Origin of the sequence: Leptospira mtsangambouensis (genome assembly GCF_004770475.1) — a bacterium.
Taxonomy (GTDB): domain Bacteria; phylum Spirochaetota; class Leptospiria; order Leptospirales; family Leptospiraceae; genus Leptospira_A; species Leptospira_A mtsangambouensis.
The window spans coordinates 142,575-165,853 of record NZ_RQHK01000003.1 but is presented as its reverse complement, the minus strand read 5'-3'; the positions used below and the strand labels follow the sequence as shown (position 1 = coordinate 165,853).

The following is a 23,279-nucleotide window of genomic DNA, read 5'->3' as shown; positions in this document are numbered from 1 at the left end:
CCCGTTAGACTACTTAAATTAAATTACGATTTGTTGTAGTTATTGTTACCGTTTTGCACTTTTGTAAAAATCATTTTACCAGCAGCTGTTTGGATGATACTTGTGACTACCACTCGTACATCTTTTCCAACTAAATGGCCGCCGTTTTCAATCACAACCATCGTACCATCTTCTAAGTAACCAATTCCTTGGTTTTCGTCTTTTCCTTCTTTGATGACAGAAATTTGGAATTCTTCACCAGGAAGTACAACAGGTTTTAATGCGTTGGCAAGATTGTTTAAGTTAAGAACACGAACCCCTTGTAACTCAGCTACCTTGTTTAGGTTGAAGTCGTTAGTTACAACAGCCCCACCAGTATCACGTGCTAGTTTCACAAGTTTTGCATCCACTTCGCGAGTATCAGAATAATCCGTATAAGTGATCTTAACTTCGATAGAACCTTTTCTTTGCAGTTTGTTTAACATCTCAAGACCACGGCGACCGCGAGCTCTTTTGATGGGATCAGAAGAATCAGAGATAAGTTGGATCTCACGTAACACAAAGTTTGGAAGAATGAGCGGGCCATCTAGAAAATGTGTATCAGCAATATCTAAAATACGACCATCAATCACAACAGAGGTATCTAAAATTTTATCTTTGATCTGAGTGTTGCTAGTTTCGAGTCCAGGGATTTGAAAACTAGAACCACCGGTTGCATTGCCACCACCAAAAATCCCAAGGCCTGGTTTTTTAGCAAAAGCCACTCCGGTTTTGATTCCTGTGAGGAAAAGAAGAACTGCCACAAAAATGGCAATGGATTTGTATCCGTAATCGTTGAGAAGGCTAACTGGGAATGCTGCGATGGACAATCCAAGAAGCGCACCCACGCTAGCACAAAGTACAACATCTGCTTTGATTTCAGGGAATAATTTTCTTTCGCCTAACACGAGGAATAGGGAATAAAGAAGAATGACTCCCGCAAGTGTCCCCGCCAAAACGAGGTTTTGCGATTCCGAATATAAGAAGAAAAACGATACCGAAGAGACAAAAATTGTCCCAAGGGTTGAAAGTAAGTGTTTCATAACTCAATCCTTATAAAAGAGTTGAGCAAAAACGGAAGTTTATTCTAAATCTAGATCATCATCCAATTCTTTTGGAGGTGGTGGTGGAGCCATACCTTGCACTGAAGCTGCCAGCACATCGGAAACAATGTTTCCTGCTTCTTCTTGGGGTACACCCTTACTCAATGCAATTTCCATCTTTACTAAATTATAGGCGCTCTCATAGAGCTTTCTTTCCATAATGGAAAGTTCTTTGCCATAGGCACGTCTGTAAAGATTACGGCAAACATCAGCCACTTCGAAAATGGAACCAGATTTGATCTTGTTCATATTGTTCTGGTAACGGACCTTCCAGTCCTCTTCCGTGTCGACCTCATCCTTTTTTAGGAGAGTGAGAACTTTTTTGATCTCTTTTTTATCAATGATCGACCGGATACCCACATCCATTGCCCGATCCACAGGGATAGAGACCTTCATTTTGGAACCTTGAATTTCCAAACTGTAACAGTCTTTTTTCTTTCCCAGAATCAGCTTTTTCGCAACTTCTGTGACTTCACCTACTCCATGGATAGGGTATACAACGTAGTCCCCCACCTTGAATTTAGGCTCTTTAGTTTTTTCGTTTAGTTTTTTTGTAGCCAAGTAAGTATAATAACTTCCGTAAATACTCTTGCCATGAGTATACCTGAAAATTGACGAATGTCAAGGAAGTTGGTAAAAATAGTTCAGAATCGAATGGTTTTTACTTGTGCGTCGGTCAAGCTGGGGAGTTTCGATTTCACAGCTTCCAAAGTTTCTTTTGCGTCATCCAAACGATAAAAATAACCTGCAAAGAGTTTTCCCGTAGAGGTACGAAAGATCCTGCCCCGAAGGCTAGGATTGGTATCAATCAGTTGCTTTCCCACGGCTATTGCTTCTTCTGGTGTGAAATCCCCAATTTGTACCATATAATTGATTTGGTCATTTTTAGGCGGAAACTTTAAAGTTTGAGGGAATGGTGATCCAGAGTTCGGTCCCGGTTCATTGGACCTATTCTCTTCTTGGTCGCTTGCAACTTCTTCTGGGTTTCTAAGTTTTGGTGCCGGCAATCTTTGTGCGCCACCAACATTCGAAAAAGAAGTCTCTGAATTTTCTTTAAATTTAGTTTCTTTTTGGCCTAGTTGGATGCCCACCACCATACCAGAGGTAAATAATAAAATGCCACCAATGAGAAGAATGAATGCAGATTTAGGCTTTTGGGTCGCACCGAGATAAGAATGAGTTTGTGGAGAATAGGACGGAACCTCGCCTTCTAAGGGTCGGCCGGATCTAAGCTTTCTCGAATAATCTATATTTTGCATGGGCGTTCCGGTATCTCTATTACTTTAATTGTCGGACACCGATTCGAAAAAATAGAATTGTTTTTTACTGAAAAGGAAATGATTCCAAAGCCTATTAGATCGTAGTTGAAACCACTAGTCCATTTTCAAAAATGAGATTTAGAAATCGTGAATTGCCCTCTTTGTGAATCGGAATCGAATCCTTTTTTTACTAACAAATTTCGCTCTTATCGAAGATGCCGTCATTGTCTTTCCATTTTTATGGATTCAAAGTTTTGGCCAAACCCAGAGGAAGAAAAAACTCGGTATCTAGAACACAATAACGATGTAACTGACATACGTTACCAAAATTTTTTAAAACCAGTGGTGGAGAAAGTTTTGTGCAACCAAAATTCCACAGACCAAGGTTTGGATTATGGAGCTGGTCCTGGCCCTGTGGTTCAATTTTTGTTGGAACAAAATGGATACAAAATCAAATTATATGATCCTTTTTTTCATAATGATCCAGAAAACTTAAAACAAACTTATGATTACATCATCCTCACAGAAGTGGTGGAACATTTCCATTCCCCCAAAAAAGAATTTCAAAACTTATACAACTTATTAAATACAAACGGATGTTTGTATCTCCTAACCCATCCTTACGATGACAGTATTAATTTTGAAAAATGGTATTATAAAAATGACCAGACCCATACCTTCTTTTATACCAAAGAAGCTTTTGAATGGATTTGCATGCATTACGAATTCAAAAATTTTGAAATTGAAAATCGAATCATTGTATTAAAAAAGTAAAATATACAGGTCAACATATCAATGATCGACAGAATTCATACACTCATACGGTTTATATTTAGATTCATTAATAATACAAATTATGCCAATCTAATTATTGAGACATTAAGGAAGACTCATCAATCTTATCTATTTAATATCGGTTCCGATCATCCTTTTGACTGGGCTTCGAATCTATTGGATGGGAGATAAAAAAATCAAATTCTTTCTCTTCTGTTGGGGAAGTTATCTTTGTTCCGGATACGTTTCCATTTTCTATTACTTAGGTATCATTCCCTACTCATTGCCGGTTTTATATGGATCGATCTTTATATTTCCTATCGATCTATTTTTTTTATTATTCAATCTTCTGCAAAAGTACAAAGATTTGGATTGGGAACGAAACGAATTTATAACAATCTAAAAAATTTATTGATAGCCAAAGTATTCAAATCACAGATATAATTTCTTTTAACCTTGGGTGTTCCGGAGACATTTTTTTTATCATACCCACCAAATAAGTTGCACGATCCTTATCCCCATTCAACCGACAAACATCCGCTAAGTGAATTAAGTTACGAATATTCGAAGGTTGGCGAAGTCGAACACGTTCGCTGAGCTCTTGTGACTCCCATAGAAAAGACTGAGATTTATACAAAGAATACATTCTTTTATAAAGAACAGAAGTATGAAACATCCAAATTGTATCTGAGGGATAATTTTCCAATGCAAGACTTGCATATTCCATCGCCTTTACTAAATCACCCTTTCTCTCATACAACTTCGCAATATATTTGAGTTCAGCGATGGATGTGTCAAGAGCCGAATCATAAGACAACAACAACTCAAGTGCTTTATCATATTGTTTTTCTCTTATTTTTTCCTTAGCTTCTAGGAAAAATTTTCCAGGTTTTGGATATGGATCTAGATTGTATTGTAACGATATCAAACTCAAATCATCAGAATACTTTCCCTTTTTTCGTAAACATTCAAGGAGAGGTTGCATTTCCCCTTCTGCTTCTTCAATATTTCCTAATATTAAATTATGATCTTCATTGATATCCCGATACCGTCCTTGTTCAGAAAGTATCAAATCATCTTTCCCATCAGAACCACAAAAGATTTTATCCGATTTTTTCATCTGAAACACAGAAATGATTCTTTCGGAAAGTCCTTCAATCACACCTAACTTATAATAATGAACTTCATCTTCAATAAAAGAGGCCTTCCCATCTCGATACAAAATCACCGAAGGGTGTTCTAAATTGACAAAATACAAAGTTCCTGTTGACTCCTCAAGTAAACCCACAACGGCAGAGACCAACATCGCACCATCAAAAGTTTCAAATACTTTTTGTAAGTCCAAATAACAATCATGTAACCAACGTTCAGGTGACCTGTTCGATGATGCAGGATCCATTTTGGATCGAATGATGATCGAGTTATATACTGCTCCGAGTACAATGGCCCCACCAGCACCTTGGATCGATTTCCCCATGGCATCCCCGTTGATAAAGGCTTTGTAACGTTTCCCCTGCAAAATCAGGTTGAATACCGATATATAATCACCACCTAACTGGTATTCCTTATTCCTGAATTGGAATTTTTTATATTGATTCACTACTGTTTCAATTCCGATTGCATTCCCATCGGTTTCATGACCAAGCAGAGGTTCCAAGAGTAATGATGTTAAAAAATAATCTCCATCTTGTTGTGATTTTAAGTTCTGAATTTCATCTACCGTCTTGGTAATTTCTTCATTTTTTTTAATGATTCGTTTGTGGTTAAGAAAAGAATGGAAGCGGTATCTTTCCATAATCAGACCGCTAAAAATTCCCAGAACATAACTGATTGTCAGGTTCTGCATTGAATAATTTGCAGCAGCGGTTGTTAGGTTGGGTTTATAAATAAACACAGAAATAAAAAATATCAGAATGGATATAGGATAGTAGATGAGTAATGTTTTTCTTGGCAGTGGCAAAAAAGGGAGAATCATCACGAGCATCTGGTATCCAGATACATAAGCGGCATCATCTGCGATCCGACCTGTATAATAGGCAGCGGTAAACAGTAGATAAGCATATGTTAAATATGCCCAAGTCAACCCTTCCCAAGTGGAAAATTTATTTTTAAAATGGTTATAAATGATAAAAACAATATAGGAAAAACAAAAGAGACTATAGCCAATTCGGTAATAAAACAGTTCTGGAAATTCGGGATGGAGTTTGGCATCGGTATCAAATGCAAATCCTAACATACCAAAGACACCAATAATACTTCCAGGGATTTGAATGATTCGAGTGTGCCGGTCTAATTCCTTAATGTAATCTTCGTTATAGATTTTCCTCTCGGGAATTAGGTCCAAAAATTGAGAGAGAATCGCTTTTAGGTAGTGATACACGATTCTTCATTAGACGAAAAAGCCCGCGCATGGGCGGGCTTCTTTCAAAATGTTTTGTCTATTTTTTTCTAGAAGAAAGGTTTTGCAGGGAACTCTGTCGAAGGAGCAATTCGAGAAATAATATCCCCGAAAGAGAACGCAAACAATAAAGCCAAGAAGGCAAATGCAGAGAGAAAGATAACACGGTTCAGCATATTATCATACTTTAAATGCATGAAGTAAGCCAAAACGAAGAAAGCCTTACAAGTTGCCACAGCCATTGCGACAATCATATTCCACTTTCCTAAGTCGTATTGTGCTACCCAAACAGTAATGAATGTTCCAAAGAACAAAGCTAAAAGAACAAAAACATATGTTTTAATTGGGATCACATGGTGATCGTGTTCTTCTTCCTCTTCTCCATCTTCTACCCACATGGAAGCAGAAGCATGGTCTTCTTTGTGATCTTCATCACCTAATACAAATTTTAGCAATTTACTATCTTTGTTTTCTTCTGTAAATTTTGCAAAACGATCAGTTTGGAAAAACTGACCGAACCAGTTTACGATAAATCCTAAAATGGTAGCTGTTGCAATCCCTGGAGCAAAGATTCCAAATCCAAGAATTGGAGTGAAAACCGCAACAAGAGCAATGAAGTAAAGTCCGTAATTGATTACGTATTCCATTCTATAATACCTTTTATCCTACCAAATAAAGAAGTGGGAAGAGGTAAATCCATACCAAGTCCACAACGTGCCAGAAAAGACCCACACCTTCTACTGGAGTGTAGTATTCAGGACCAACCTTTCTTCTTAAAGTTTTGATGAAAACCCAGAAGATTAGGAAAGCACCAGCTACCACGTGAACCCCGTGAAGACCAGTCATAACAAAGTAAAAGCCATAGAACATTTCCCATTTTGGTTGAGAGATCACTGCTTTTAAGCGAGCAACTTCTTCTGCACTCACATGGTTTTTTTCTAGTTCTGCTGGATTTTTGAGGAGAGCAGAAATTTTAGATTCGCACTCTGCTCTTTTTCCACCTGCAGCACAAGAAGGATCCACAAGGGAAAACTTACCAGGAACTGTTCCCACATGAAACTTGTGGCTGTATTCAAAGTATTTGATGACCATGAAGGCACCAGCACAAGCGATTGTAAGTGCGAGCATGATGGCAGCAATTTTATGCAAACCACGTTGCACGTAGTTAATCGCAGCAGCCATCGTAAAGGAACTAACCAAAAGGACTACTGTGTTCACAGCTCCCATTTTCCAATCCAATGTCTCCGATCCGTTTTTGAAAACTGTCGGGTAAAGGGAATGGTAGATGAGGTAACCCACGAATAGGCCACCGAACATCAGGATTTCAGTGCAAAGGAATAACCAAATTCCTTGTTTGGAAGAGGCATACTGGTGTTCTGCACTCTTAAAATGGTGTTGGTGGTGAAATTCACTTGAAGAACTAACGGAAGTCATATGGCCCTGCAGTTACTGTTGGAGTAGTTGTAAAGTTTTCGTGTGGAGGAGGAGAAGACGTTTGCCATTCGAGTGTTTTTGCACCCCAAGGATTGTCTGTTGCCTTTTCTCCTTTCAAAATTCCATGAATGATTGTGATAAGACCTACCAAAAATCCAAGACCAATCAGCCAAGAACCCACAGTTGAGATTTGGTTGAGGTTTGTGTATTCAGGAAGGTAATCAAAGTAACGTCTAGGCATTCCCATCGCACCGAGTACGAATTGTGGGAAGAAAGTTACGTTGAATCCAGTGAAAATAAGAACCCAAGAGATTCTTCCACCAAGATCAGAAGTCATTTTTCCAAACATCTTAGGGAACCAGTAGAAAATTCCACCCATCAGTGCCATAAGAGTTCCTCCCACCATTACATAGTGGAAGTGAGCCACCACAAAGTAAGTGTCATGGAAGTGAACGTCCATACCAGTTGATGCAAGGAATACTCCTGTCAAACCACCGATCGTAAAGAGGAACATAAAACCAAGAGCGAAGAGCATTGGCGCTTCGAAAGTCACTGTTCCGCGATACATTGTGGAAATCCAGTTGAAGAGTTTGATCGCAGTTGGAACCCCAACAAACATAGTGATGATGGAGAAAACAATCCCTGCAATGGTTGATTGGCCAGACACAAACATATGGTGTCCCCAAACAAGGAAGGAAACTGCCGCAATCGCAACGGAAGAATAAGCAATCGCTCGGTATCCAAAAATTGTTTTTTTGGAGAACGCAGTGATAAGCTCAGAAATCACTCCCATCGCAGGAAGGATCATGATATAAACCGCAGGGTGAGAGTAGAACCAGAAGAAGTGTTGGAAAAGAACTGGGTCTCCACCGAGGTCTGGATCAAAGATTCCCACTCCAAGAGTTTTCTCTGCTCCGATGAGGAGAAGAGTGATCGCAAGGATTGGTGTTGCAAGGATCTGAATGATGGAAGTGGAATACAAAGCCCAAATCATGAGTGGGATTCGGTCCATTGTCATTCCAGGAGCTCTCAGTTTATGAGTGGTAACGATGAAGTTTAGTCCCGTAAGGATGGAAGAAAAACCCATTGTAAAAGCACCCAAAACAAGCAAAATCACTCCATTGGAAGTTTTTGCCGTGGAGTAAGGAGTATAGAATGTCCAACCTGTGTCTACTTGGTTAAAAATCATAGAGGATGCAGCAATCAGCGCTCCAGCAATGAAGATGTAGTAAGAAGCAAGGTTCAGTCTTGGGAAAGCAACGTCTTTGGCACCCAATTGGATGGGGAGGACAAAGTTACCAAGGAAAGCTGGAATTCCAGGAATGATCACCATAAATACCATAATGGCACCATGGAAGGTCATAAACTTATTGTAAGTATCTGGATCCAAAAGTGGGGTTGTGCCAAACTTTGCTAAATGCAGACGGATTCCCAAAGCAAAGAAACCACCAATTAAGAAAAGGGTAGCTACTGTTGCAAAGTACATAAGACCAATGCGTTTGTGGTCCAGAGTGGTCATCCAAGACCAGATTCCGGATCCGTGGTTCAGATAATTATGGTCTGTGTGACCATGTTCGGTTTTTGTATGTGCTGAACTCATCTCTCTTCCTTATTTAATGGATTTGATATATTCAATTAGGTTGGCAACATCTTCGTCAGACAATTGGCCTTGGAATACCGGCATTGCTGGCGGGTATCCTTCTACGATTTTTGCAGAGGATACAAGGATGGATTCACGAAGATAGTTTTCATCTGCTTTGGATTGGCTACCATCAGCAAACTTTCGGCTAGAACCAAAAAGTCCTTTCATCGTAGGTCCAACAATTCTAGATCCGTCGATGGAATGGCAAGAAGCACAAGCTTTTTGAGCAAAGAGAGTCTTTCCAAGATCCGCAGGACTATCAGCACCTTTTTTCTCAGCATGATACCAAGCCGCATATTCCTCAGAAGGAATCGCCTTGATTTTGATCATCATACCAGAGTGTTTGGTTCCGCAGTATTCTGTACAGAATACGATGTATTCTCCAGGTTGTTTTGGTTCAAACCAAAGTTGTGTCAGTTTTCCAGGAACCGCATCTTGTTTGGTTCGGAAAGCGGGAACATAGAAACTATGAATGACATCTTTTGAAGTGAGGATGAGTTTTGTTGCTTTTCCAGCAGGAACAATCATTGGATCGTTTCCGGAACTATAAAACTCTTTTCCGTTCGCATAACGATAAGTCCACGCCCACTGCTCTGCAGTGACATGAATTTCAGCAGCAATGTCTTCTGGTGGGGTTCTAAGTTTTTCGAAAATGACCATACCCCAGTAGAAAATCCCCATCATGATGATGAGAGGGATAAACGACCAAAGAAATTCTGCAAAATTATTGTGAGTAATGTATGCGGATTTCTGGTCTAAACTTGTACGTTTGAACTTGATGAGGAACCATGTCATTCCACCAATCAAGATGACAAACGAAACAAGGCTTGCTATGATCAGAAACGCATAGAGAAGATCGACTTCTTTTGCGATTTCAGTCGCCTGGATAGGCATGAACGAGGTCGCTGGAATGAGACTGCTCCAAGACATCTATGTGACTCCTTGACGGTTGTTATTTGTTATTTTTCGCCAGTTTATGTATAAAAACGCACCGAGAAGGAGTAAGGTGACCGCCCCCCCGAATTGCATCATCCTGTATGCGTATATCGTATATTTATTTTTTCTCGGATCAAATTGAAAGCAAAATAAAGCAAACTTGTCTACAAAACTCCCAATCTTCCCAGAAGATGCCTCTAAGAAGGCAAATTTCAAATCCCTTGGTTCCAATTGGATCCCTTGGAAAATGCGGGAGACCTTCCCTTCCGGTGTCAAAACATAAACCCCACTGGCGTGGATGTATTGTTTTGCTTCTGAATCCCAAGCGTACCGAAAGTCCAGTTGTTTTGTCAAAGCATCAATGGATTCTTGGGTACCGGTGAGGAGATGAAGGCCGGATTCAGCACCTTCTCTACCATATTCCTTCAAATAAGCTCCCTTTTTAGGAAAAGCTACTGATTCGTTTTCTTTCGGGTCAATGGATACAGCAATGTATTGGTATTCTTTGCCGAGAGTCCAATCGAGGGCTTTTAATCCTTGGAACACACCATTTAAGTGGAAGTTACAAAGAGTGGGACATTTGAAGTAAACGGGAGAAAGAAGGACTGGTTTTCCTTTCGAAAGAAAATCGGAGAACTTAACGGTTTTCCCAGATTCATCTCGGAACGGAATGTCAAGTTGGAGTGACTTCCCCGTGACATCAGAAAATCCAATATTTTCCAGTTCTTTCGGGAGTTTATTGTCCCGAGCCAAATTGGAATGTGGGTCATACGCAAAGACCTGAGTTCCAACCAACAAACAAAGAAAAAAGAAGAATCGAATGTTCACGAAGGTTTGGTAGTTACCCTATTTGGACTGAACGCTTTTGGATTCCATTCCTGGGTTGTCCGGTGTTCCCGGGTGAACGAAGGAAATATAAGCGAAGAAAAGAATGTTAAGAACGAGTGTGACAAGGAAAGTCCAATAGCCACCCTTATTGTAAAGGTCTGTGTTTTGCATAATTTTACCTGATATAGTCTATACGAAAAACTGCTCTTTTTATCCAACAATTTTTAAAAGATGCAAGATTAATTTTATTTTCCCCAAACTCAGATCACAAAACCTGGAGGAAACAGATAGACGTATGACACTCAAACGTTTTTACACCATCCTTTCCGCTATGATCCTTATCAATCTCCTCTACGGACCACTCGTAAGAGCAACAGATTCAGGACTCGCATGCCCTGACTGGCCTTTGTGCCATGGGAAATTTGTGCCAGAATTTACATTTCAGATTTTTATGGAAGTGGGCCATAGATACTATTCTGGAATTTTAGGGATCCTTGTGGGGATTGGTTTCGTTTGGGTGATACAGAACCAAGAAACACGCAAACAAATGGGAATCCCAGCTACACTTTCACTTATCTTTCTTATTTCACAAGTGATCCTTGGTGGACTCACTGTTACTAAACTTCTCCACCCAACAACCGTTAACCTACATTTACTCAACGCAGTTTTGCTTCTCTCTTCTTGTTTAACTGTTCGATTGCTGATCTCTGAAGATTCTGTATCCAAGTTCCAATGGAATCGGCCAGGAAAGTATTTTTTTCTTTTTGTACTCGTCGTTGTTTTATACCAACTTTTCCTTGGAGGAAAGGTGAGTTCGCATTATGCAGGTCTTGTTTGTTCGGACTTTCCTACTTGTAACGGAGAATGGTTTCCTCAAATGGTTGGGCCGATCCGAATTCAAATGGAACATCGATTGTTTGGTTATTTAGTGGCTTTGTCAGTACTTTCTTTGTCCGCTTATGGGATCCTCTACCTAAAAGACAACCTAGTTAAAAAATCTTTAAAAATTGCTGCTTATTTGATTTCTTTTCAAATTTTTCTTGGTGCTATGAACGTTTTGTACCAACTCCCAAAACTGATTACCGGATTACACACGTTAAATGGAGTCCTTGTATTTATGTTTTGTTTTATAGCGGCTTTTTATCATTTTAGGTCTCCAGGAAAAGAGGTTCTATAATGTTCCGATTATGGAACCAACTGACAAAACCGAGAGTAACTGTACTTGTACTTGCGACAGTTCTTCCGGGAATGTATCTAGGTACAACTGGTTACCCTTCTCTTTTCGAAATCTCTATTACTCTATTTGGAACCTATTTAATGAGTTCTGCTTCTTTTATTCTCAATCAGTACATTGAACGAGATAGAGATGCAGTGATGTATAGAACCAAACTAAGACCAATCCCTGCTGGCGAAATCTCTCCAGGATTTGCCCTCTTTCTTGGAGTCGCAGTGGCGATCATTGCCTTTATCATTTTAACTAAATTCATCAATCTTCTAACAGCAATTTGTGCTCTTTCTGCATTGCTATTATACGTGTTTTTGTATACAATCTGGTTAAAACCAAGAACGGAACAAAATATCGTCATTGGTGGGATCTCTGGATGTATTGGACCGCTGATCGGATATGCTGCTATGGCCAATGCACTTCCAGTCCAAGCATGGATTTTATTTTTAATGATCTTTCTCTGGACACCTGCACATTTTTGGGCACTTGCGATCTTCTTAAAAGACGATTATGAATTTGCAGGAATTCCAATGATGCCTGTTGTTTCAGGCATTCAAAAGACAGTGAACCAAATTTTCCTTTATGCAATTGCTTATTCTTTGTCTGTCATTGGGTTTTTCTTTGTAGATGAAAGGATGGGAATTTTATTTTTAATTTCTGCAATTTTATTAACGATTTTGATTTTAGTCTTTGCTTATCGTTTAAAACTTTCGAAGGACAAAATTCTCGCAAAACGATTTTTCTTTTTTAGTATTTTTCATTTATTTTTAGTAAGTTTAGCAATCGTGATCGATTCCAAAATCTAGGTTTTTTTGATTGATTTGGGCAGGAAATCCTGTTTTTCTTCTGCCCATGGGTATCCTCAAACGTTATTTCAATCAATCTGATTTGGAAGAAATCAAAAGAGCTGTCGGCGATGCTGAGTCAAAAACCTCTGCAGAAATTGTTCCTTATTTTGCAGAATCCTCTCACCACTACAAAGAATGGGCCTGGCTTGGTGCCTTCCTTATGGGTGGAATCACTGGTATTAGTTTTTATACGGCTCAAAAGTTTTATGGTCTTGTTTGGAATGGGGAATCTCTTTATGCTGTTCTCTCTGTTTGGATAGGAGCTATTTTTGGATTATCCATTACTGCTCTTTTTCCAAAACTAAGAATCAACTTAGTGTCAAGAGCAGCCAAACAATACTTTGTCGACCTGAGAGCAAAAGAAGCTTTTTTGGACGAAGAAGTTTTTAGAACCAAAGACCGAACCGGAATTTTAATTTATATCTCTCTATATGAACACTTTGTTCGCATTTTGCCTGACAAAGAAATTGCAAGAGTTGTCCCAAAATCAGAATGGAATGAAGCAGTGAAACTGATCATTGAAGGGATGAAGTCGAATCAAAAAAAGGAAGGGATTGTATCTAGCATTCTCTTTTGTGGAGAATTACTCAAAAAATACAACATCCAAAGAGAAAAGGATGATAAAAATGAAATCTCAAATGAAATTCGAGATGGTGGGAAATTGATGTGATGTGTCTCAGAAAGCTGAATCATTCAAAACTAAATTCATTTATTGATTTTGGGAAAATATCTCTTTTTATTTTTCTTTTATCCCCAATCTATACTGCGATTCATTCCTACCCTGTTCCAAAATTAGAAAGAAGGGTGATGGACCATGCAGGAATTTTATCACAAGCAACAATCACCCAAATTGAAACAAATTTGAAGCAGTTTGAAGCAGAAACCTCAAATCAGATTGCAGTGTATACGACCCCGAGTCTGCAAGATGAACCGATTGAAGAGGTAGCCATTCAAATTTTTGATGAATGGAAGTTAGGACAGAAATCCAAAAACAATGGAGTCCTCTTCATCATAGCACCTAACGAAAGAAAGATGCGAATAGAAGTAGGTCGTGGACTCGAAGGTGCACTAACGGACATCCAAGCCAAACAAATCATTCGTGATGAATTAAAACCACGTTTTAAAGCAAAAGATATGGATGGTGGGGTGACAGCCGGTGTGAATGCGATTATGGCAACGATTCGAGGAGAATACACACCTTCAGCGGATGATGTCGCCACAACTGGCAATAGTTCCGACGATGAAGTTTTTTCCTCTGGAATTGTGGGAGGGATCTTTACCTTGATTTCTTTAATTGTCCCTTCGATTGGAGGAATCATTTTTACAATCATTGGGCTTTTCGTTTTATTTCCACTTTTAACCTTTCTATTCGGAAGTACGTTTGGCCTTATCGTCGCAGTTTTGTTATTTATTCTTGTTATGTTTATCAAACATAAATTAGGAATCGGTAATGGTGGCGGCTCCGACGGTGGATATTTTGGCGGCGGAGGTTGGTCCAGTGGCGGTGACTCGTGGTCTTCAGGTTCGGACAGTTGGTCTGGTGGAGGTGGTGACTCTGCTGGTGGTGGAGCTTCCGGCGACTGGTAATTTGGAATTAGTGAAATAATAAGAAAACGAATTCAAAATCATTTTGAGATCACTTATGAATTTTTGTTAGGTGATCTCAATCAAGATGAGAGTTGCATCATCCTTCCATTGAGATTTGTTCATCCTTTGGAACAACATGGTTTGAATAGAAGGTACCACTTCAGAAAAAGGTAAAGAACTTGTACTTTGAATTACTTCCAATAAATCATTTAAGGCTTGTAATCCATCAGATTCATTTAACTCTTCAAACAATCCATCTGTAAATAAAAAGATACGGTCTCCCGACTCCACCTTTGATTCGAATATTCCATACCGATAATGTTCTAAAATTCCAATGATAGGCCCCGTGTTTTCCAACATAGTCACGTTACCATTTTTTTTCATATGAATTTGGTTTTGAACACCTCCTCCCGCATAACGAAGGATCCCCTGATGGAAATCAAAGTCCATCGACATAGCTGGGAAATAAATTTGTAAGTCAGCATTTTTATCATAGAAGTGTTGGTTCATATAGAACAACAAATCATTGGGGCGCATTGCCACAGCGGATACCCGTTCAAATTCAGATTGGATCATCATCGAATAAAGAGCGGCTTGCAAACCATGACCCGTGGCATCACCCAAAAAGAACCTGTAGTAAAAGTCTTGAATTCGTTTTACAAAGAAAATATCTCCTCCGACTTCAGCGATCGGTTTATACAAAATATCTACTTTTAGATAAGGGGAGACATCAGGAAGTTTGGTTACACTTTGAATGATGGACTTAGCAAGCCTCATATCTTTTCCAATCTGATCTAACTTCCCTTGGAGTTCCTCGGTTTTATCTTTAACTCGAGTCTCTAATCTTTCATTCAGCTCAGTGAGTTGGTTTTGAACCCGTTGCAAGGTTTGGTTTTTATCAGAAAGTTCTACCGCTAGATTTTCAGCTTCAACAAATCCTTTTGAAAAATTTCTAGCAATATAAACTGACTGCACAAAGAACATTGTAAAAATTCCAAAATGGATGGTTAGCGGTCCATATATGATTAGATTATTTACCAATATATCGTTAACAAAACTTCCAATAAAAATTGCAAAACTCAGAAAAAAGATCTTCGAACCAGGTAAGGAATCACGAATTGTCCTGGCGATGACAACAAAGGTATAACCAGCACCTAACAATGTAAATACTTGAAACGGGACCATCAAATATGTATAAAAAGAAGATCTAGTTACTAAAACGATAAAACAAAAAGCAAAACCCAAATACTTTAGAAATTCATACACTCTTCTAGAAAAATATGGTTTAAAGAGCAAATAAACATATCGTACAAAAATAGGTGTGATTAAAAAGAAACTCAGGTAACTAAGCTTCAAATGGACTTCCCAAGATAAGTCAGGATATAACTGAATGATATACTTGTTTCCTGTAATAAACACCCGTAAGGCGACTAAGATACAAGTGAGAGCAAACCAATAAGTAAACGGATCTTTTTTCCTGTTCCAATATAAAAATAAATGATAGATCCCCATAAACAAAATACTTCCAACAAGGAGCATATCTCGTAAAATCGCAAATTCGTATTTGTTATGGATATCGGATGTCCTACCTAATATGATCGCTTGGGCTGGGCCACCTTTCCTGTGATGATAATTCGAAATTTGTAAAACTATAGAAGTTTGATTTTCTTTTGGGAAAAAATCAACAATTCGTGGACGATACTCCGGTTTCCCTGTTTGGTATGAAGTAGCCACAACCCCATTCGAAGACATCTTTACACCATCAACAAACAGGTTATAGGCGGTCTCCATCTCGGGAACTTTTAATGAAAGAGGGACTCCTTGAAGACCATGTTTAACCTTGAGGCTAAACGTGGCATACCCATCCCCAGCAAGAAATCCGCGGTTCAAAAAAGAATCAGACCAAATCCCTGGAACGTAAAAAAAATGTGGCTCTCTACTTGTATTTAAGGTTTCGAAATCATTGGGGGAGATAAGTAAGCCTGGATAATATTCCCAATCCCCTTTGAGTTCTAAGGTTGTTTTCTGCCCACTCAGATACGACTCCGCCAATAGAACACCTCTATCGGCAGTGGGAGGCACTTCTGTCGCCATACACGAAAAAAGCACCAAACACCAAATCATTCCGATCCATCGGAAATTCATGGACAAAGGAAGTTTAACAGACCTATAGGCGGTTCTGAACAGGGATGTATTTTCTTTGGTTTTCGCCCACATATATCTGTTTTGGACGAACTTTTGAGAAGTCTCCCTTCACTCTTTGTTCTCTCCAATGTGCAAGCCAACCAGGAAGTCGACCTATGACTTGCATCACAGAGAACATATTCTTAGGGATTCCCAATGTGTGAAATACGAGTCCAGAGTAGTATTCTAAATTTGGGTAAAGAAGATTTTCCATAAAATAGGAATCGTTCCATACCACTTCGTCTATTTGTAGGGCAATGTCTTCCACAGCAGACAATTTTCTGCCTTTATAGAATTCGTGAATGATTTCCCGAGCCACTTTGGCACGTGGACTTACCACATCGTATGCCTTTTGTCCAAATCCATTGGTTTGGATGTTTAGGCCACCACGTTTGAATCTTTCAAAATAATCTTTAACAGGTGTTTTGGTTTTAACAATGTCTTCAATCAGACCAATGGCTGCCGTTGGACGTCCACCTTCTCTTGCTCCCCATTGTGCCATAATCCCTGCAGAAATAGAGGCAAATAAATTTGCTTGTGTGGATCCAACAACTTGGACTGCGGTGTTGGATACATTTTGTTCATGGTCCGCATGTAAAATCCACATCTGGTTTAAAATGCGATCAAACTCTTCTGGAACTGTATAATTGTCCGCTGGCATTTTATGCATCATGTAAAGAAAGTTTGTGCAATATGGATTTTTATCCAAAGGATATACAAAAGGATGGCCCACTGCATGTTTATAAGTAAAAGCAGCAATGGTGCGGATTTTTGCCAGTAACCTTGCAATTAAATCCACTCCCATATCTAACTTTTCTTCATATTCTTCTAAATAATAACTAGAAAGTGAAGTAACCATAACAGACAAGACCGCCAATGGATTGGCAACACCAGGGAATCCATCGAAAAGATTTAACATATCTTCATGGATCATTGAGTGTTTTGAAAGCCGACCAGAAAAATCGCCTAACTCTTGTTTGGTGGGAAGGTTTCCGTAAATTAATAAAAACGAAGTTTCCACAAATGTGGATTGATAAGCAAGTTCTTTTAAATCATAACCTCTGTAGGTTAGTTCCCCTTTTTCGGGATCACGTCTTGATACTTTAGACAAACCAAGAGCAGTGTTGAATAAACCAGGATCTACAGTGACCAGGCCCGTTTTTCTATAAAAATCGGTTAGGTCGATTCCCTCTTTTCCATCGGTACCAACAATGACCGGTAATTTATATGTTTTGCCTTTGACGTGGAACTCCACTTCACTCATGAAAAGACCTCTCTCCCTCCTATCTTACGGAAGGGAAGTTTGGAATCTAGAATAATTTAGACTTGGGTGAGTGCAGAATTAAGAGAATCGTGGATGAGGACAAAATCAGTGAGACCAACAATATCCATCACTTTTCGAAAGTGTGTATTGAGACCGGCAAACTCGATTTTTCCCTGGTTTTCAGAAGATTTGGTGATCAGACTGATGAGGGTTGCGATCCCCGCTGAATTGATGTAAGAAGTCTCCGAAAAGTTCAAAATGACGCGACTGCGTTTGTCTCCCGGAATGGATTCGTAGGATTCAACAATCTCTTCTTCGGCTTCGGATGTGATTTCACCAGATATATGAATTACGGGTAAATTACCCCCGTTTTCAAATCCCAACCGAATTTTAAACTCTTCCATCATTAGCTTCCAGGGAAATTCACCAAGAACGAGGGTCAACAATAATTAGGATTTCGATTTTCTTTCTTCTTTCGACAATCGGCCAAACGGCTGTTTGCATTTTCGACAAACAAAGTACACATCTGTCGGTGTAGCTGATATCCCGACAAGGCCCATGGCGATCATTCCCCAAGTGGAATACTTTACAACTTTGCGTGCGTTTTCACTCTCACGAGTGGTCCCACAATCACAAGTGGGGCGATCTGCTTTTTTAATGATTTGGTTCATAAAGACAAGTGTTCGGTTCCGACCCGTAGGCGGAACCGAAAAAGGCAATGATTAATTTTTAGAAAGGTGTTCTACGTATTTTGCAAGGATGCGGATGTTATCGTCGCCTAAATGTCCGTAAGCAACCATTGGAGATCCTTTGATTCCTTCTTTCAAAGTTTTAGTCACACCAGCTGCAGTATTTCCGTTTTTCCATTCAGAAGCTGGGGATTTGTAGTTTCTTGGTTTTGGGTTTAGAGCTGCAGCAGCTGCACCATCACCAGCACCTTTCTCGCCATGGCAAGAAGAGCAGTTTTGAAGGTAAAGTTCTTCCCCTTTTGCAAGATCAGGATCTGCACTTGCGCTAGATTCAACAGCTGCAGGTGTTTCTTCTTTTGGTTTGGAATCGCCACAAGCCACCATCACGAAAGCGAAGGAGAGTGCGAAGAGAGAGACTAAGACTTTTTTTGAGTTCATTTCTTACTCCAAGATAAGGTTGGCTCCAGTCTCTCACCCTTCTTGTCTTTTGAAAAGAAGAAATCACTGTTTTTCTAAAAGATTTGAGAGTGCCTTTTCTAAATTTTGAAACTGAAACTCATAACCGCTCGAAAGGAGACGCGCAGGTTCCACATACTGTCCCTTGGTCACCACAACGGAACCTTCTCCATAAAGCGCCTGTATGGCGAAGGCTGGAACTTTAAAAAAGTTTGGGCGATGTAAGGTATTGGCCAAAGTGATCGAAAATTCATCGTTACTTACGGGACAAGGTGAAACTAAATTATAAGCACCGGAAGCCGAATCCAACTGCATTAAGTGCAACATGGCAGAAATAAAATCCAATATATGAATCCAACTCATCCCTTGTTTCCCTGAAGCAATGGAACCACCCACACCCAGTAAAAATGGAGGGATCATTTTCTCCAAAGCTCCTCCTTTAGGAGATAGAACGATTCCAGTTCGCAAAACCAAGGAACGAATTCCTCTTGTGGAAAGGGGATGGATTTGGTTTTCCCACTCCACACAAAGTTTTGCTAAAAAATCCTCACCGGGAGGAGAATTCTCTGTATAAGGAGGATGGTTGTCTTCTGACATTCCATAATAACCAATCGCACTTGAGTTCACAAAAACTTTGGGTGGAGATTTTAGATCCATAATCCGAGCCACAAGTCCACGAGTAAAATCAACACGAGAAGTACGAATCAGTCGTTTCCGTTCTTCCGTCCATCTAACGCCCGCTATTGGCTCACCGACCAAATTGATGATGGCATCGAGTCCTTCCAAGTCAGCAGTTTGTGGAAGGATACATGAAACAAATTCCAATTCTTGATAAGAAGAAAGTTCAGGTGGTAAAGATGGTTTTCTAGAAAACACACGAAACCTGTGTCCCAAACCTACAGCTGTTTCAATGAATGAGGTACCAATGAGACCAGTACCACCTAAAATTCCGATTTTCATAGGATCTCCCAAACGTTGGAATGATAAAAAAAGAAGTAGCCCATTTTCTCAGGTTGGAGAAGTTTTTCTTTCATATGAGACCTGCCATTGTTCTTCCGATTTTTTTCGCCATTACACTTGTCCTCTTCGGGAACTACTATCTATTTTCTGGAACCAAAAAAAACATAAGTTTATACAACGAAAACCCACCCTTCCGCATTGAAGACACAACAGGATCTGGTGGCATTCACCTTCTATTAGACAAAGATAGAAAAACCGTTTGGAGAAAGAAACAAAACGGGAAGGAAGATTTTGATTTTTTCTTAGAGATGAAACTTTCCCATTTTTGGGATGGAACTGAGTTTTCACCCAGACAATTTAAAAATTTAAATGTCATTGCTTGTCCTGGTGAAACTTTACCTACATTTCAAATGCGTTTTTTATTACGGGAAAGTATTAATGTAGATAAAGAACTTAGGATGCCAAAAGACCAACTGACATTTGTTTATCGATTTGAAGAAAAAAATAAATCGGAAGTTTCGATTTCCTTATCTAAACTTCCCAAGTTTCAAAAAGAGAAAAATTATCCAGAAAATATTTATATTTTAACCCCGGAATTCAAACTTCTTTCTCAGGAAGGATGTATTTCAGAAGTAGAATTGGAAGAAATACAGTAATTGAACTTTTGATTGGATCAAACGCCTTTTGTTTGTTTCTCTATTTCTTTTTTTAGTTCGATGATGCTCATATAGAGGTTTGCAAACGTGGTGAGTTGGTTCATCGCATCTTGCAATCCAGCTTTGAATAAAAGTCCGTTGTCCATATGTTCCCGAAAGATGGTGAGCGGATTTTCCGCCTCCATACTTCCGACAGTTTTTTGGTAAGATTCCATCAGTTCTATTTTATCATCTAGAGACTCAGGGATTTTCCAACCATTGGACAACCGACTCATTAAAAACTATCTACCTTCGACTTCTAGAAGTTTGGTGGTCTTTACAATCAGACGTGTGAGAACATAAAATACTAATCCAAACCCAAAAAACCAAGTATGAAATGGTTTCCAAATTCCAGTGATGTCAACAGCTCGCAGTGCCGGTTCCTGGAAATAAACTTGGATCAAATCAAAAACTGTGAACACAACAATGATTCCAAATAAACTTGGGTATTCACGTTTCCAAATATTGCGGAAAGAAAAACTTAAATTTGGTTTTTTATAACCAGACAAACGAGGGATGAAGGCTGGAGTTTTGTCCGCCCATTCCAAATATCCTTTTGCAAATTTTCCACGTAAGAAGTATTCTTCTGCGAAGATGATTCGTTCGTAATACAAATAGAAAAACATGATGTATACGAGCGCAAAGGCAAAATCCCGAAGGATAAAAACCGGGCCAAGATACATCAGAAAATTCCCTACATATAACGGGTGTCTGACTAGTGAGTAAATCCCTGATTGGTTTACAACATCAGCCACTTGTTGTTTTGTATTTCTACCAGAAGTATTTTTGGGAGTGTATCCGATCGTAAAACATCTAACAAAAAGTCCCGCAAAACTGACTAAAAATGCACCAGATAACCAATACAAATTGGACTCGTAATTTCCTTGGAAATAAGGGACATACGGTAGATACAGTAAGGAAAGAAACAAAATGACTCCTGGAATGTAGGAGCGCCATCGGAAGAGAAAATTGCCTTGTTGGTTGAGTTCTTCTATAAGTGCCATGTGAATTCGTACTTGCTTCCTTTGATTAAGCTGTCAGCATTCGTCCTATGTCAATCAAATCCTTTATCCCTGCAAAGTTCAATCTTCCTGCTCTATGGTTTACGGATCTGACTCTTCCGGTTCTGAACAAAATGCTCCATAATCTTGAATCCATCGAGATATCAGAAACCGACCAGAAGACATTAAAAACCTTTCAAAAAGAACGACTCCTTTATATTTCCAATCATCCCACAACCAAAGAACCTGGAATTGCCTATCATGCTGCAAACATTATGGGCTCAAGATTTCATTATATGGCAGCAAGAGAGGTATTTGAATGGGGGTTTGGGTTTGTGGGAGACTTCATCCAATCCATTGGAGCCTACTCTGTGTTAGCTGGCGCACCTGATCGTGAATCTTTAAAAGCATCAAGGGGAATTCTTGCCTCTCCTAGTGGCAAACTTGCTCTATTCCCAGAAGGAGAACCCACTAGTGGTATGAACGATACCCTTCTTCCCTTCCAACCTGGTGTGGCCCAACTCGGATTTTGGGGACTGGAAGATGCACTGAAAAAAGACCCAAATGCTAAAATTTGGATTTTACCTACCTTCGTTAAGTACAGAATGACCGCCTCCATTAGTTCCATGCAAAAAGACATTGATTTGGCAATCACCAAAATGGAAGAAAAGTTTGGGATTACAAAAACAGGAAAAGATATCCTTCACAGATTTTTATCTGTAGGGAAACGAATGATCGAAAGAGAAGAAAAAGAATATGGAGTTCCTGTCGAAGAAAGTAGAGCCGATGATTTTGATTACCGACTGGGGAGGATGCGCCATGCTATGCTCGACAATATTGCAAGGAAGGCCAAAATTCCCAAATGGGACAATGATGCCAATGCCATCGAAAAACTGAGAAGGATTTTGAGTGTTTTAGAAATGGTTTCTGTCGGAATGGCCGATCCCAATGGAGAACTTCCTAGTCTAGAAATGGCAACTTGGGCAAGAAATGCTGCCACCAAAGCCTATGACTTCATCACCATCCAAACTGCCTATATCAAAGAACTACCGAGTGCGGAACGCCTTTATGAGTTTTTGTACCGTTACGAAAACGAACTTTTCGGCGAATTTAAACCTCGCCCCCACAAAGCGGTTGTTAGATTTGGAACTCCATTTACGATCAATGAGTATTTAAGTTCTTATAAAGAAGACAAAAAGAAAACGCTAGATATCATTACGGAACGTCTAAGAAAAGAGTTACAGACGATGCTTGTGGAAGAAAAATCCAAATCCAACCCACTCTTTCCAAGCCAATATATTTTTTAATGGAAGTCTTAAGCCTAGAACAAACAAACCAATTGGTGAACCAAGGAACACCCATTGAAATGACTGCCTATGGTGCCTCCAAAACACTCGATGAAAACTTGGTCAAGGTTTTGGATGCGCTCACTGAAAAATACAAAATCCCCGATTTATCTGCCATTTTATTTACTATCGTAAAAGACCTAATCCTCAACGGTTTTAAAGCCAACTTTAAACGAATATTTTTTCAAGAGAACCAATTAGACATCCACTCCCCCACCGACTATGAGTTAGGTGTCAGAATGTATAAAAGCCTTATTCTTTCTGGAAGGGGGAATACATTTGAACCTCTTGCACGAGAAAAAAACTTATATGTTCATCTAAAAATCGAACATAACGAAACCCAAATAAAGTTTGATGTCAGAAACAATACCACTCTCGTGAGGGGAGAGATGCAAAAAATTCGCAACTCCCTTTTACATGCGCAAAACTATAACGATATCATGGAATACTATATCGAACGTGGAGACAATTCGGAAGGAGAAGGGATTGGGATTGCACTTTGTGTCATCCTTCTCAAAGGGGAAGGTCTCCCTACGGACCAATTTCGAATTTACCATGAGGATGGAGAAACCATCGCCCAACTGAACATCCCTCTAAAGAAAGGCTAGCCCAAAGAAACACATCTCACAATT

At 39.4% G+C, this 23,279-nt stretch carries 26 protein-coding genes; 9 read left to right on the top strand and 17 right to left on the bottom strand.

The features are described from left to right. Positions 1 to 23: 23 nt before the first annotated feature. The 3 genes from EHR01_RS07360 to EHR01_RS07350 form a co-directional block, all read right to left on the bottom strand. Positions 24 to 1,061, bottom strand: coding sequence for a PIN/TRAM domain-containing protein (locus tag EHR01_RS07360; protein WP_135694048.1), 1,038 nt, complete (start codon positions 1,059 to 1,061; stop codon positions 24 to 26). 39 nt (positions 1,062 to 1,100) lie between these two features. Further along, positions 1,101 to 1,682, bottom strand: a complete 582-nt coding sequence (locus tag EHR01_RS07355; protein ID WP_004785733.1) for a CarD family transcriptional regulator — start codon at positions 1,680 to 1,682, stop codon at positions 1,101 to 1,103. 83 nt (positions 1,683 to 1,765) lie between these two features. Then, a complete protein-coding gene (locus EHR01_RS07350; protein ID WP_135694047.1) occupies positions 1,766 to 2,380 on the bottom strand; it encodes a hypothetical protein in 615 nt (204 codons plus the stop codon). Positions 2,381 to 2,620: 240 nt separating this feature from the next. Between EHR01_RS07350 and EHR01_RS07345 the strand changes: the two genes are divergently transcribed. Next, positions 2,621 to 3,154 carry a class I SAM-dependent methyltransferase gene (locus tag EHR01_RS07345; protein WP_135694046.1) on the top strand — a complete coding sequence of 178 codons (534 nt, stop codon included), beginning with the start codon at positions 2,621 to 2,623 and terminating at the stop codon, positions 3,152 to 3,154. A gap of 118 nt (positions 3,155 to 3,272) precedes the next feature. Then, a complete protein-coding gene (locus tag EHR01_RS07340; RefSeq protein ID WP_425269978.1) occupies positions 3,273 to 3,557 on the top strand; it encodes a 7TM diverse intracellular signaling domain-containing protein in 285 nt (94 codons plus the stop codon). A 24-nt stretch (positions 3,558 to 3,581) separates the two neighbouring features. Here EHR01_RS07340 and EHR01_RS07335 read toward each other — a convergent pair whose 3' ends face one another. The 6 genes from EHR01_RS07335 to EHR01_RS07310 all read right to left on the bottom strand — a co-directional run bounded on the left by EHR01_RS07335 (position 3,582) and on the right by EHR01_RS07310 (position 10,392). Further along, positions 3,582 to 5,534 (bottom strand): SpoIIE family protein phosphatase, encoded by a 1,953-nt coding sequence (locus EHR01_RS07335; RefSeq protein WP_135694045.1) that lies wholly within the window; start codon positions 5,532 to 5,534, stop codon positions 3,582 to 3,584. A gap of 68 nt (positions 5,535 to 5,602) precedes the next feature. Continuing rightward, a complete protein-coding gene (locus tag EHR01_RS07330; RefSeq protein ID WP_135694044.1) occupies positions 5,603 to 6,199 on the bottom strand; it encodes a cytochrome C oxidase subunit IV family protein in 597 nt (198 codons plus the stop codon). 13 nt (positions 6,200 to 6,212) lie between these two features. Further along, positions 6,213 to 6,986, bottom strand: a complete 774-nt coding sequence (locus EHR01_RS07325) for a cytochrome c oxidase subunit 3 family protein (protein WP_135694043.1) — start codon at positions 6,984 to 6,986, stop codon at positions 6,213 to 6,215. After that, a complete protein-coding gene (locus EHR01_RS07320) occupies positions 6,973 to 8,586 on the bottom strand; it encodes a cytochrome c oxidase subunit I (protein ID WP_135694042.1) in 1,614 nt (537 codons plus the stop codon). The genes EHR01_RS07325 and EHR01_RS07320 overlap by 14 nt, the downstream gene beginning before the upstream one ends. Positions 8,587 to 8,595: 9 nt before the next feature. Further along, positions 8,596 to 9,558 carry a cytochrome c oxidase subunit II gene (gene coxB, locus EHR01_RS07315; protein WP_135694041.1) on the bottom strand — a complete coding sequence of 321 codons (963 nt, stop codon included), beginning with the start codon at positions 9,556 to 9,558 and terminating at the stop codon, positions 8,596 to 8,598. Beyond that, positions 9,559 to 10,392 carry an SCO family protein gene (locus EHR01_RS07310; protein WP_135694040.1) on the bottom strand — a complete coding sequence of 278 codons (834 nt, stop codon included), beginning with the start codon at positions 10,390 to 10,392 and terminating at the stop codon, positions 9,559 to 9,561. A gap of 295 nt (positions 10,393 to 10,687) precedes the next feature. Here EHR01_RS07310 and EHR01_RS07305 point away from each other — a divergent pair, with 295 nt between their 5' ends. From EHR01_RS07305 to EHR01_RS07290, 4 genes are read left to right on the top strand one after another with little or no spacing between them, the layout of a single operon-like run. Then, positions 10,688 to 11,569 carry a COX15/CtaA family protein gene (locus tag EHR01_RS07305; protein ID WP_135694039.1) on the top strand — a complete coding sequence of 294 codons (882 nt, stop codon included), beginning with the start codon at positions 10,688 to 10,690 and terminating at the stop codon, positions 11,567 to 11,569. Next, positions 11,569 to 12,423 carry a heme o synthase gene (locus EHR01_RS07300; RefSeq protein WP_135694038.1) on the top strand — a complete coding sequence of 285 codons (855 nt, stop codon included), beginning with the start codon at positions 11,569 to 11,571 and terminating at the stop codon, positions 12,421 to 12,423. Before EHR01_RS07305 ends, EHR01_RS07300 begins: the two co-directional genes overlap by 1 nt. Positions 12,424 to 12,469: 46 nt before the next feature. After that, the gene (locus EHR01_RS07295; RefSeq protein ID WP_244310015.1) at positions 12,470 to 13,135 is read left to right on the top strand and encodes a TPM domain-containing protein; all 666 of its coding nucleotides are present in this window, start codon (positions 12,470 to 12,472) and stop codon (positions 13,133 to 13,135) included. Next, entirely contained in the window at positions 13,135 to 14,052 is a 918-nt protein-coding gene (locus EHR01_RS07290; RefSeq protein ID WP_135694192.1) for a TPM domain-containing protein, read from the top strand. Before EHR01_RS07295 ends, EHR01_RS07290 begins: the two co-directional genes overlap by 1 nt. Before the next feature lie 66 nt (positions 14,053 to 14,118). Here the strand turns inward: EHR01_RS07290 and EHR01_RS07285 are convergent, their stop codons facing one another. From EHR01_RS07285 to EHR01_RS07260, 6 genes are all read right to left on the bottom strand, one after another. Continuing rightward, the gene (locus EHR01_RS07285) at positions 14,119 to 16,146 is read right to left on the bottom strand and encodes a SpoIIE family protein phosphatase (protein ID WP_135694036.1); all 2,028 of its coding nucleotides are present in this window, start codon (positions 16,144 to 16,146) and stop codon (positions 14,119 to 14,121) included. A 73-nt stretch (positions 16,147 to 16,219) separates the two neighbouring features. Next, entirely contained in the window at positions 16,220 to 17,500 is a 1,281-nt protein-coding gene (locus EHR01_RS07280) for a citrate/2-methylcitrate synthase (RefSeq protein WP_135694035.1), read from the bottom strand. A gap of 56 nt (positions 17,501 to 17,556) precedes the next feature. Continuing rightward, complete coding sequence (locus EHR01_RS07275) at positions 17,557 to 17,907, bottom strand: STAS domain-containing protein (RefSeq protein ID WP_165779520.1); 351 nt, start codon at positions 17,905 to 17,907, stop codon at positions 17,557 to 17,559. Positions 17,908 to 17,949: 42 nt separating this feature from the next. Then, a complete protein-coding gene (locus EHR01_RS07270) occupies positions 17,950 to 18,171 on the bottom strand; it encodes a hypothetical protein (protein ID WP_004786941.1) in 222 nt (73 codons plus the stop codon). A gap of 51 nt (positions 18,172 to 18,222) precedes the next feature. Then, positions 18,223 to 18,627, bottom strand: a complete 405-nt coding sequence (locus EHR01_RS07265; RefSeq protein ID WP_004787200.1) for a c-type cytochrome — start codon at positions 18,625 to 18,627, stop codon at positions 18,223 to 18,225. A 63-nt stretch (positions 18,628 to 18,690) separates the two neighbouring features. Then, positions 18,691 to 19,605 carry a TIGR01777 family oxidoreductase gene (locus EHR01_RS07260; protein WP_135694034.1) on the bottom strand — a complete coding sequence of 305 codons (915 nt, stop codon included), beginning with the start codon at positions 19,603 to 19,605 and terminating at the stop codon, positions 18,691 to 18,693. Positions 19,606 to 19,679: 74 nt separating this feature from the next. Here EHR01_RS07260 and EHR01_RS07255 point away from each other — a divergent pair, with 74 nt between their 5' ends. Beyond that, complete coding sequence (locus EHR01_RS07255) at positions 19,680 to 20,261, top strand: hypothetical protein (RefSeq protein WP_135694191.1); 582 nt, start codon at positions 19,680 to 19,682, stop codon at positions 20,259 to 20,261. A gap of 17 nt (positions 20,262 to 20,278) precedes the next feature. Here EHR01_RS07255 and EHR01_RS07250 read toward each other — a convergent pair whose 3' ends face one another. Next, complete coding sequence (locus EHR01_RS07250) at positions 20,279 to 20,536, bottom strand: hypothetical protein (protein WP_135694033.1); 258 nt, start codon at positions 20,534 to 20,536, stop codon at positions 20,279 to 20,281. Positions 20,537 to 20,542: 6 nt separating this feature from the next. Beyond that, the gene (gene lmtA, locus EHR01_RS07245) at positions 20,543 to 21,304 is read right to left on the bottom strand and encodes a lipid A Kdo2 1-phosphate O-methyltransferase (RefSeq protein WP_135694032.1); all 762 of its coding nucleotides are present in this window, start codon (positions 21,302 to 21,304) and stop codon (positions 20,543 to 20,545) included. Positions 21,305 to 21,351: 47 nt separating this feature from the next. Here lmtA and EHR01_RS07240 point away from each other — a divergent pair, with 47 nt between their 5' ends. Together EHR01_RS07240 and EHR01_RS07235 are read left to right on the top strand one after the other, a co-directional pair. Then, positions 21,352 to 22,608, top strand: a complete 1,257-nt coding sequence (locus EHR01_RS07240; RefSeq protein ID WP_135694031.1) for a lysophospholipid acyltransferase family protein — start codon at positions 21,352 to 21,354, stop codon at positions 22,606 to 22,608. Then, positions 22,608 to 23,255, top strand: coding sequence for a hypothetical protein (locus EHR01_RS07235; protein WP_135694030.1), 648 nt, complete (start codon positions 22,608 to 22,610; stop codon positions 23,253 to 23,255). Before EHR01_RS07240 ends, EHR01_RS07235 begins: the two co-directional genes overlap by 1 nt. Positions 23,256 to 23,279: the final 24 nt, after the last annotated feature.

What these genes read in the sequence shown, in the direction of transcription:
- EHR01_RS07360 (WP_135694048.1), bottom strand. Translation starts at nt 1,061, where the DNA reads ATGAAACACTTACTTTCAACCCTTGGGACAATTTTTGTCTCTTCGGTA.
- EHR01_RS07350 (WP_135694047.1), bottom strand. Translation starts at nt 2,380, where the DNA reads ATGCAAAATATAGATTATTCGAGAAAGCTTAGATCCGGCCGACCCTTA.
- EHR01_RS07345 (WP_135694046.1), top strand. Translation starts at nt 2,621, where the DNA reads ATGGATTCAAAGTTTTGGCCAAACCCAGAGGAAGAAAAAACTCGGTAT.
- EHR01_RS07330 (WP_135694044.1), bottom strand. Translation starts at nt 6,199, where the DNA reads ATGGAATACGTAATCAATTACGGACTTTACTTCATTGCTCTTGTTGCG.
- EHR01_RS07325 (WP_135694043.1), bottom strand. Translation starts at nt 6,986, where the DNA reads ATGACTTCCGTTAGTTCTTCAAGTGAATTTCACCACCAACACCATTTT.
- EHR01_RS07320 (WP_135694042.1), bottom strand. Translation starts at nt 8,586, where the DNA reads ATGAGTTCAGCACATACAAAAACCGAACATGGTCACACAGACCATAAT.
- coxB (WP_135694041.1), bottom strand. Translation starts at nt 9,558, where the DNA reads ATGTCTTGGAGCAGTCTCATTCCAGCGACCTCGTTCATGCCTATCCAG.
- EHR01_RS07305 (WP_135694039.1), top strand. Translation starts at nt 10,688, where the DNA reads ATGACACTCAAACGTTTTTACACCATCCTTTCCGCTATGATCCTTATC.
- EHR01_RS07300 (WP_135694038.1), top strand. Translation starts at nt 11,569, where the DNA reads ATGTTCCGATTATGGAACCAACTGACAAAACCGAGAGTAACTGTACTT.
- EHR01_RS07295 (WP_244310015.1), top strand. Translation starts at nt 12,470, where the DNA reads ATGGGTATCCTCAAACGTTATTTCAATCAATCTGATTTGGAAGAAATC.
- EHR01_RS07290 (WP_135694192.1), top strand. Translation starts at nt 13,135, where the DNA reads ATGTGTCTCAGAAAGCTGAATCATTCAAAACTAAATTCATTTATTGAT.
- EHR01_RS07285 (WP_135694036.1), bottom strand. Translation starts at nt 16,146, where the DNA reads ATGGCGACAGAAGTGCCTCCCACTGCCGATAGAGGTGTTCTATTGGCG.
- EHR01_RS07280 (WP_135694035.1), bottom strand. Translation starts at nt 17,500, where the DNA reads ATGAGTGAAGTGGAGTTCCACGTCAAAGGCAAAACATATAAATTACCG.
- EHR01_RS07275 (WP_165779520.1), bottom strand. Translation starts at nt 17,907, where the DNA reads ATGATGGAAGAGTTTAAAATTCGGTTGGGATTTGAAAACGGGGGTAAT.
- EHR01_RS07270 (WP_004786941.1), bottom strand. Translation starts at nt 18,171, where the DNA reads ATGAACCAAATCATTAAAAAAGCAGATCGCCCCACTTGTGATTGTGGG.
- EHR01_RS07265 (WP_004787200.1), bottom strand. Translation starts at nt 18,627, where the DNA reads ATGAACTCAAAAAAAGTCTTAGTCTCTCTCTTCGCACTCTCCTTCGCT.
- EHR01_RS07260 (WP_135694034.1), bottom strand. Translation starts at nt 19,605, where the DNA reads ATGAAAATCGGAATTTTAGGTGGTACTGGTCTCATTGGTACCTCATTC.
- EHR01_RS07255 (WP_135694191.1), top strand. Translation starts at nt 19,680, where the DNA reads ATGAGACCTGCCATTGTTCTTCCGATTTTTTTCGCCATTACACTTGTC.
- EHR01_RS07250 (WP_135694033.1), bottom strand. Translation starts at nt 20,536, where the DNA reads ATGAGTCGGTTGTCCAATGGTTGGAAAATCCCTGAGTCTCTAGATGAT.
- lmtA (WP_135694032.1), bottom strand. Translation starts at nt 21,304, where the DNA reads ATGGCACTTATAGAAGAACTCAACCAACAAGGCAATTTTCTCTTCCGA.
- EHR01_RS07240 (WP_135694031.1), top strand. Translation starts at nt 21,352, where the DNA reads ATGTCAATCAAATCCTTTATCCCTGCAAAGTTCAATCTTCCTGCTCTA.
- EHR01_RS07235 (WP_135694030.1), top strand. Translation starts at nt 22,608, where the DNA reads ATGGAAGTCTTAAGCCTAGAACAAACAAACCAATTGGTGAACCAAGGA.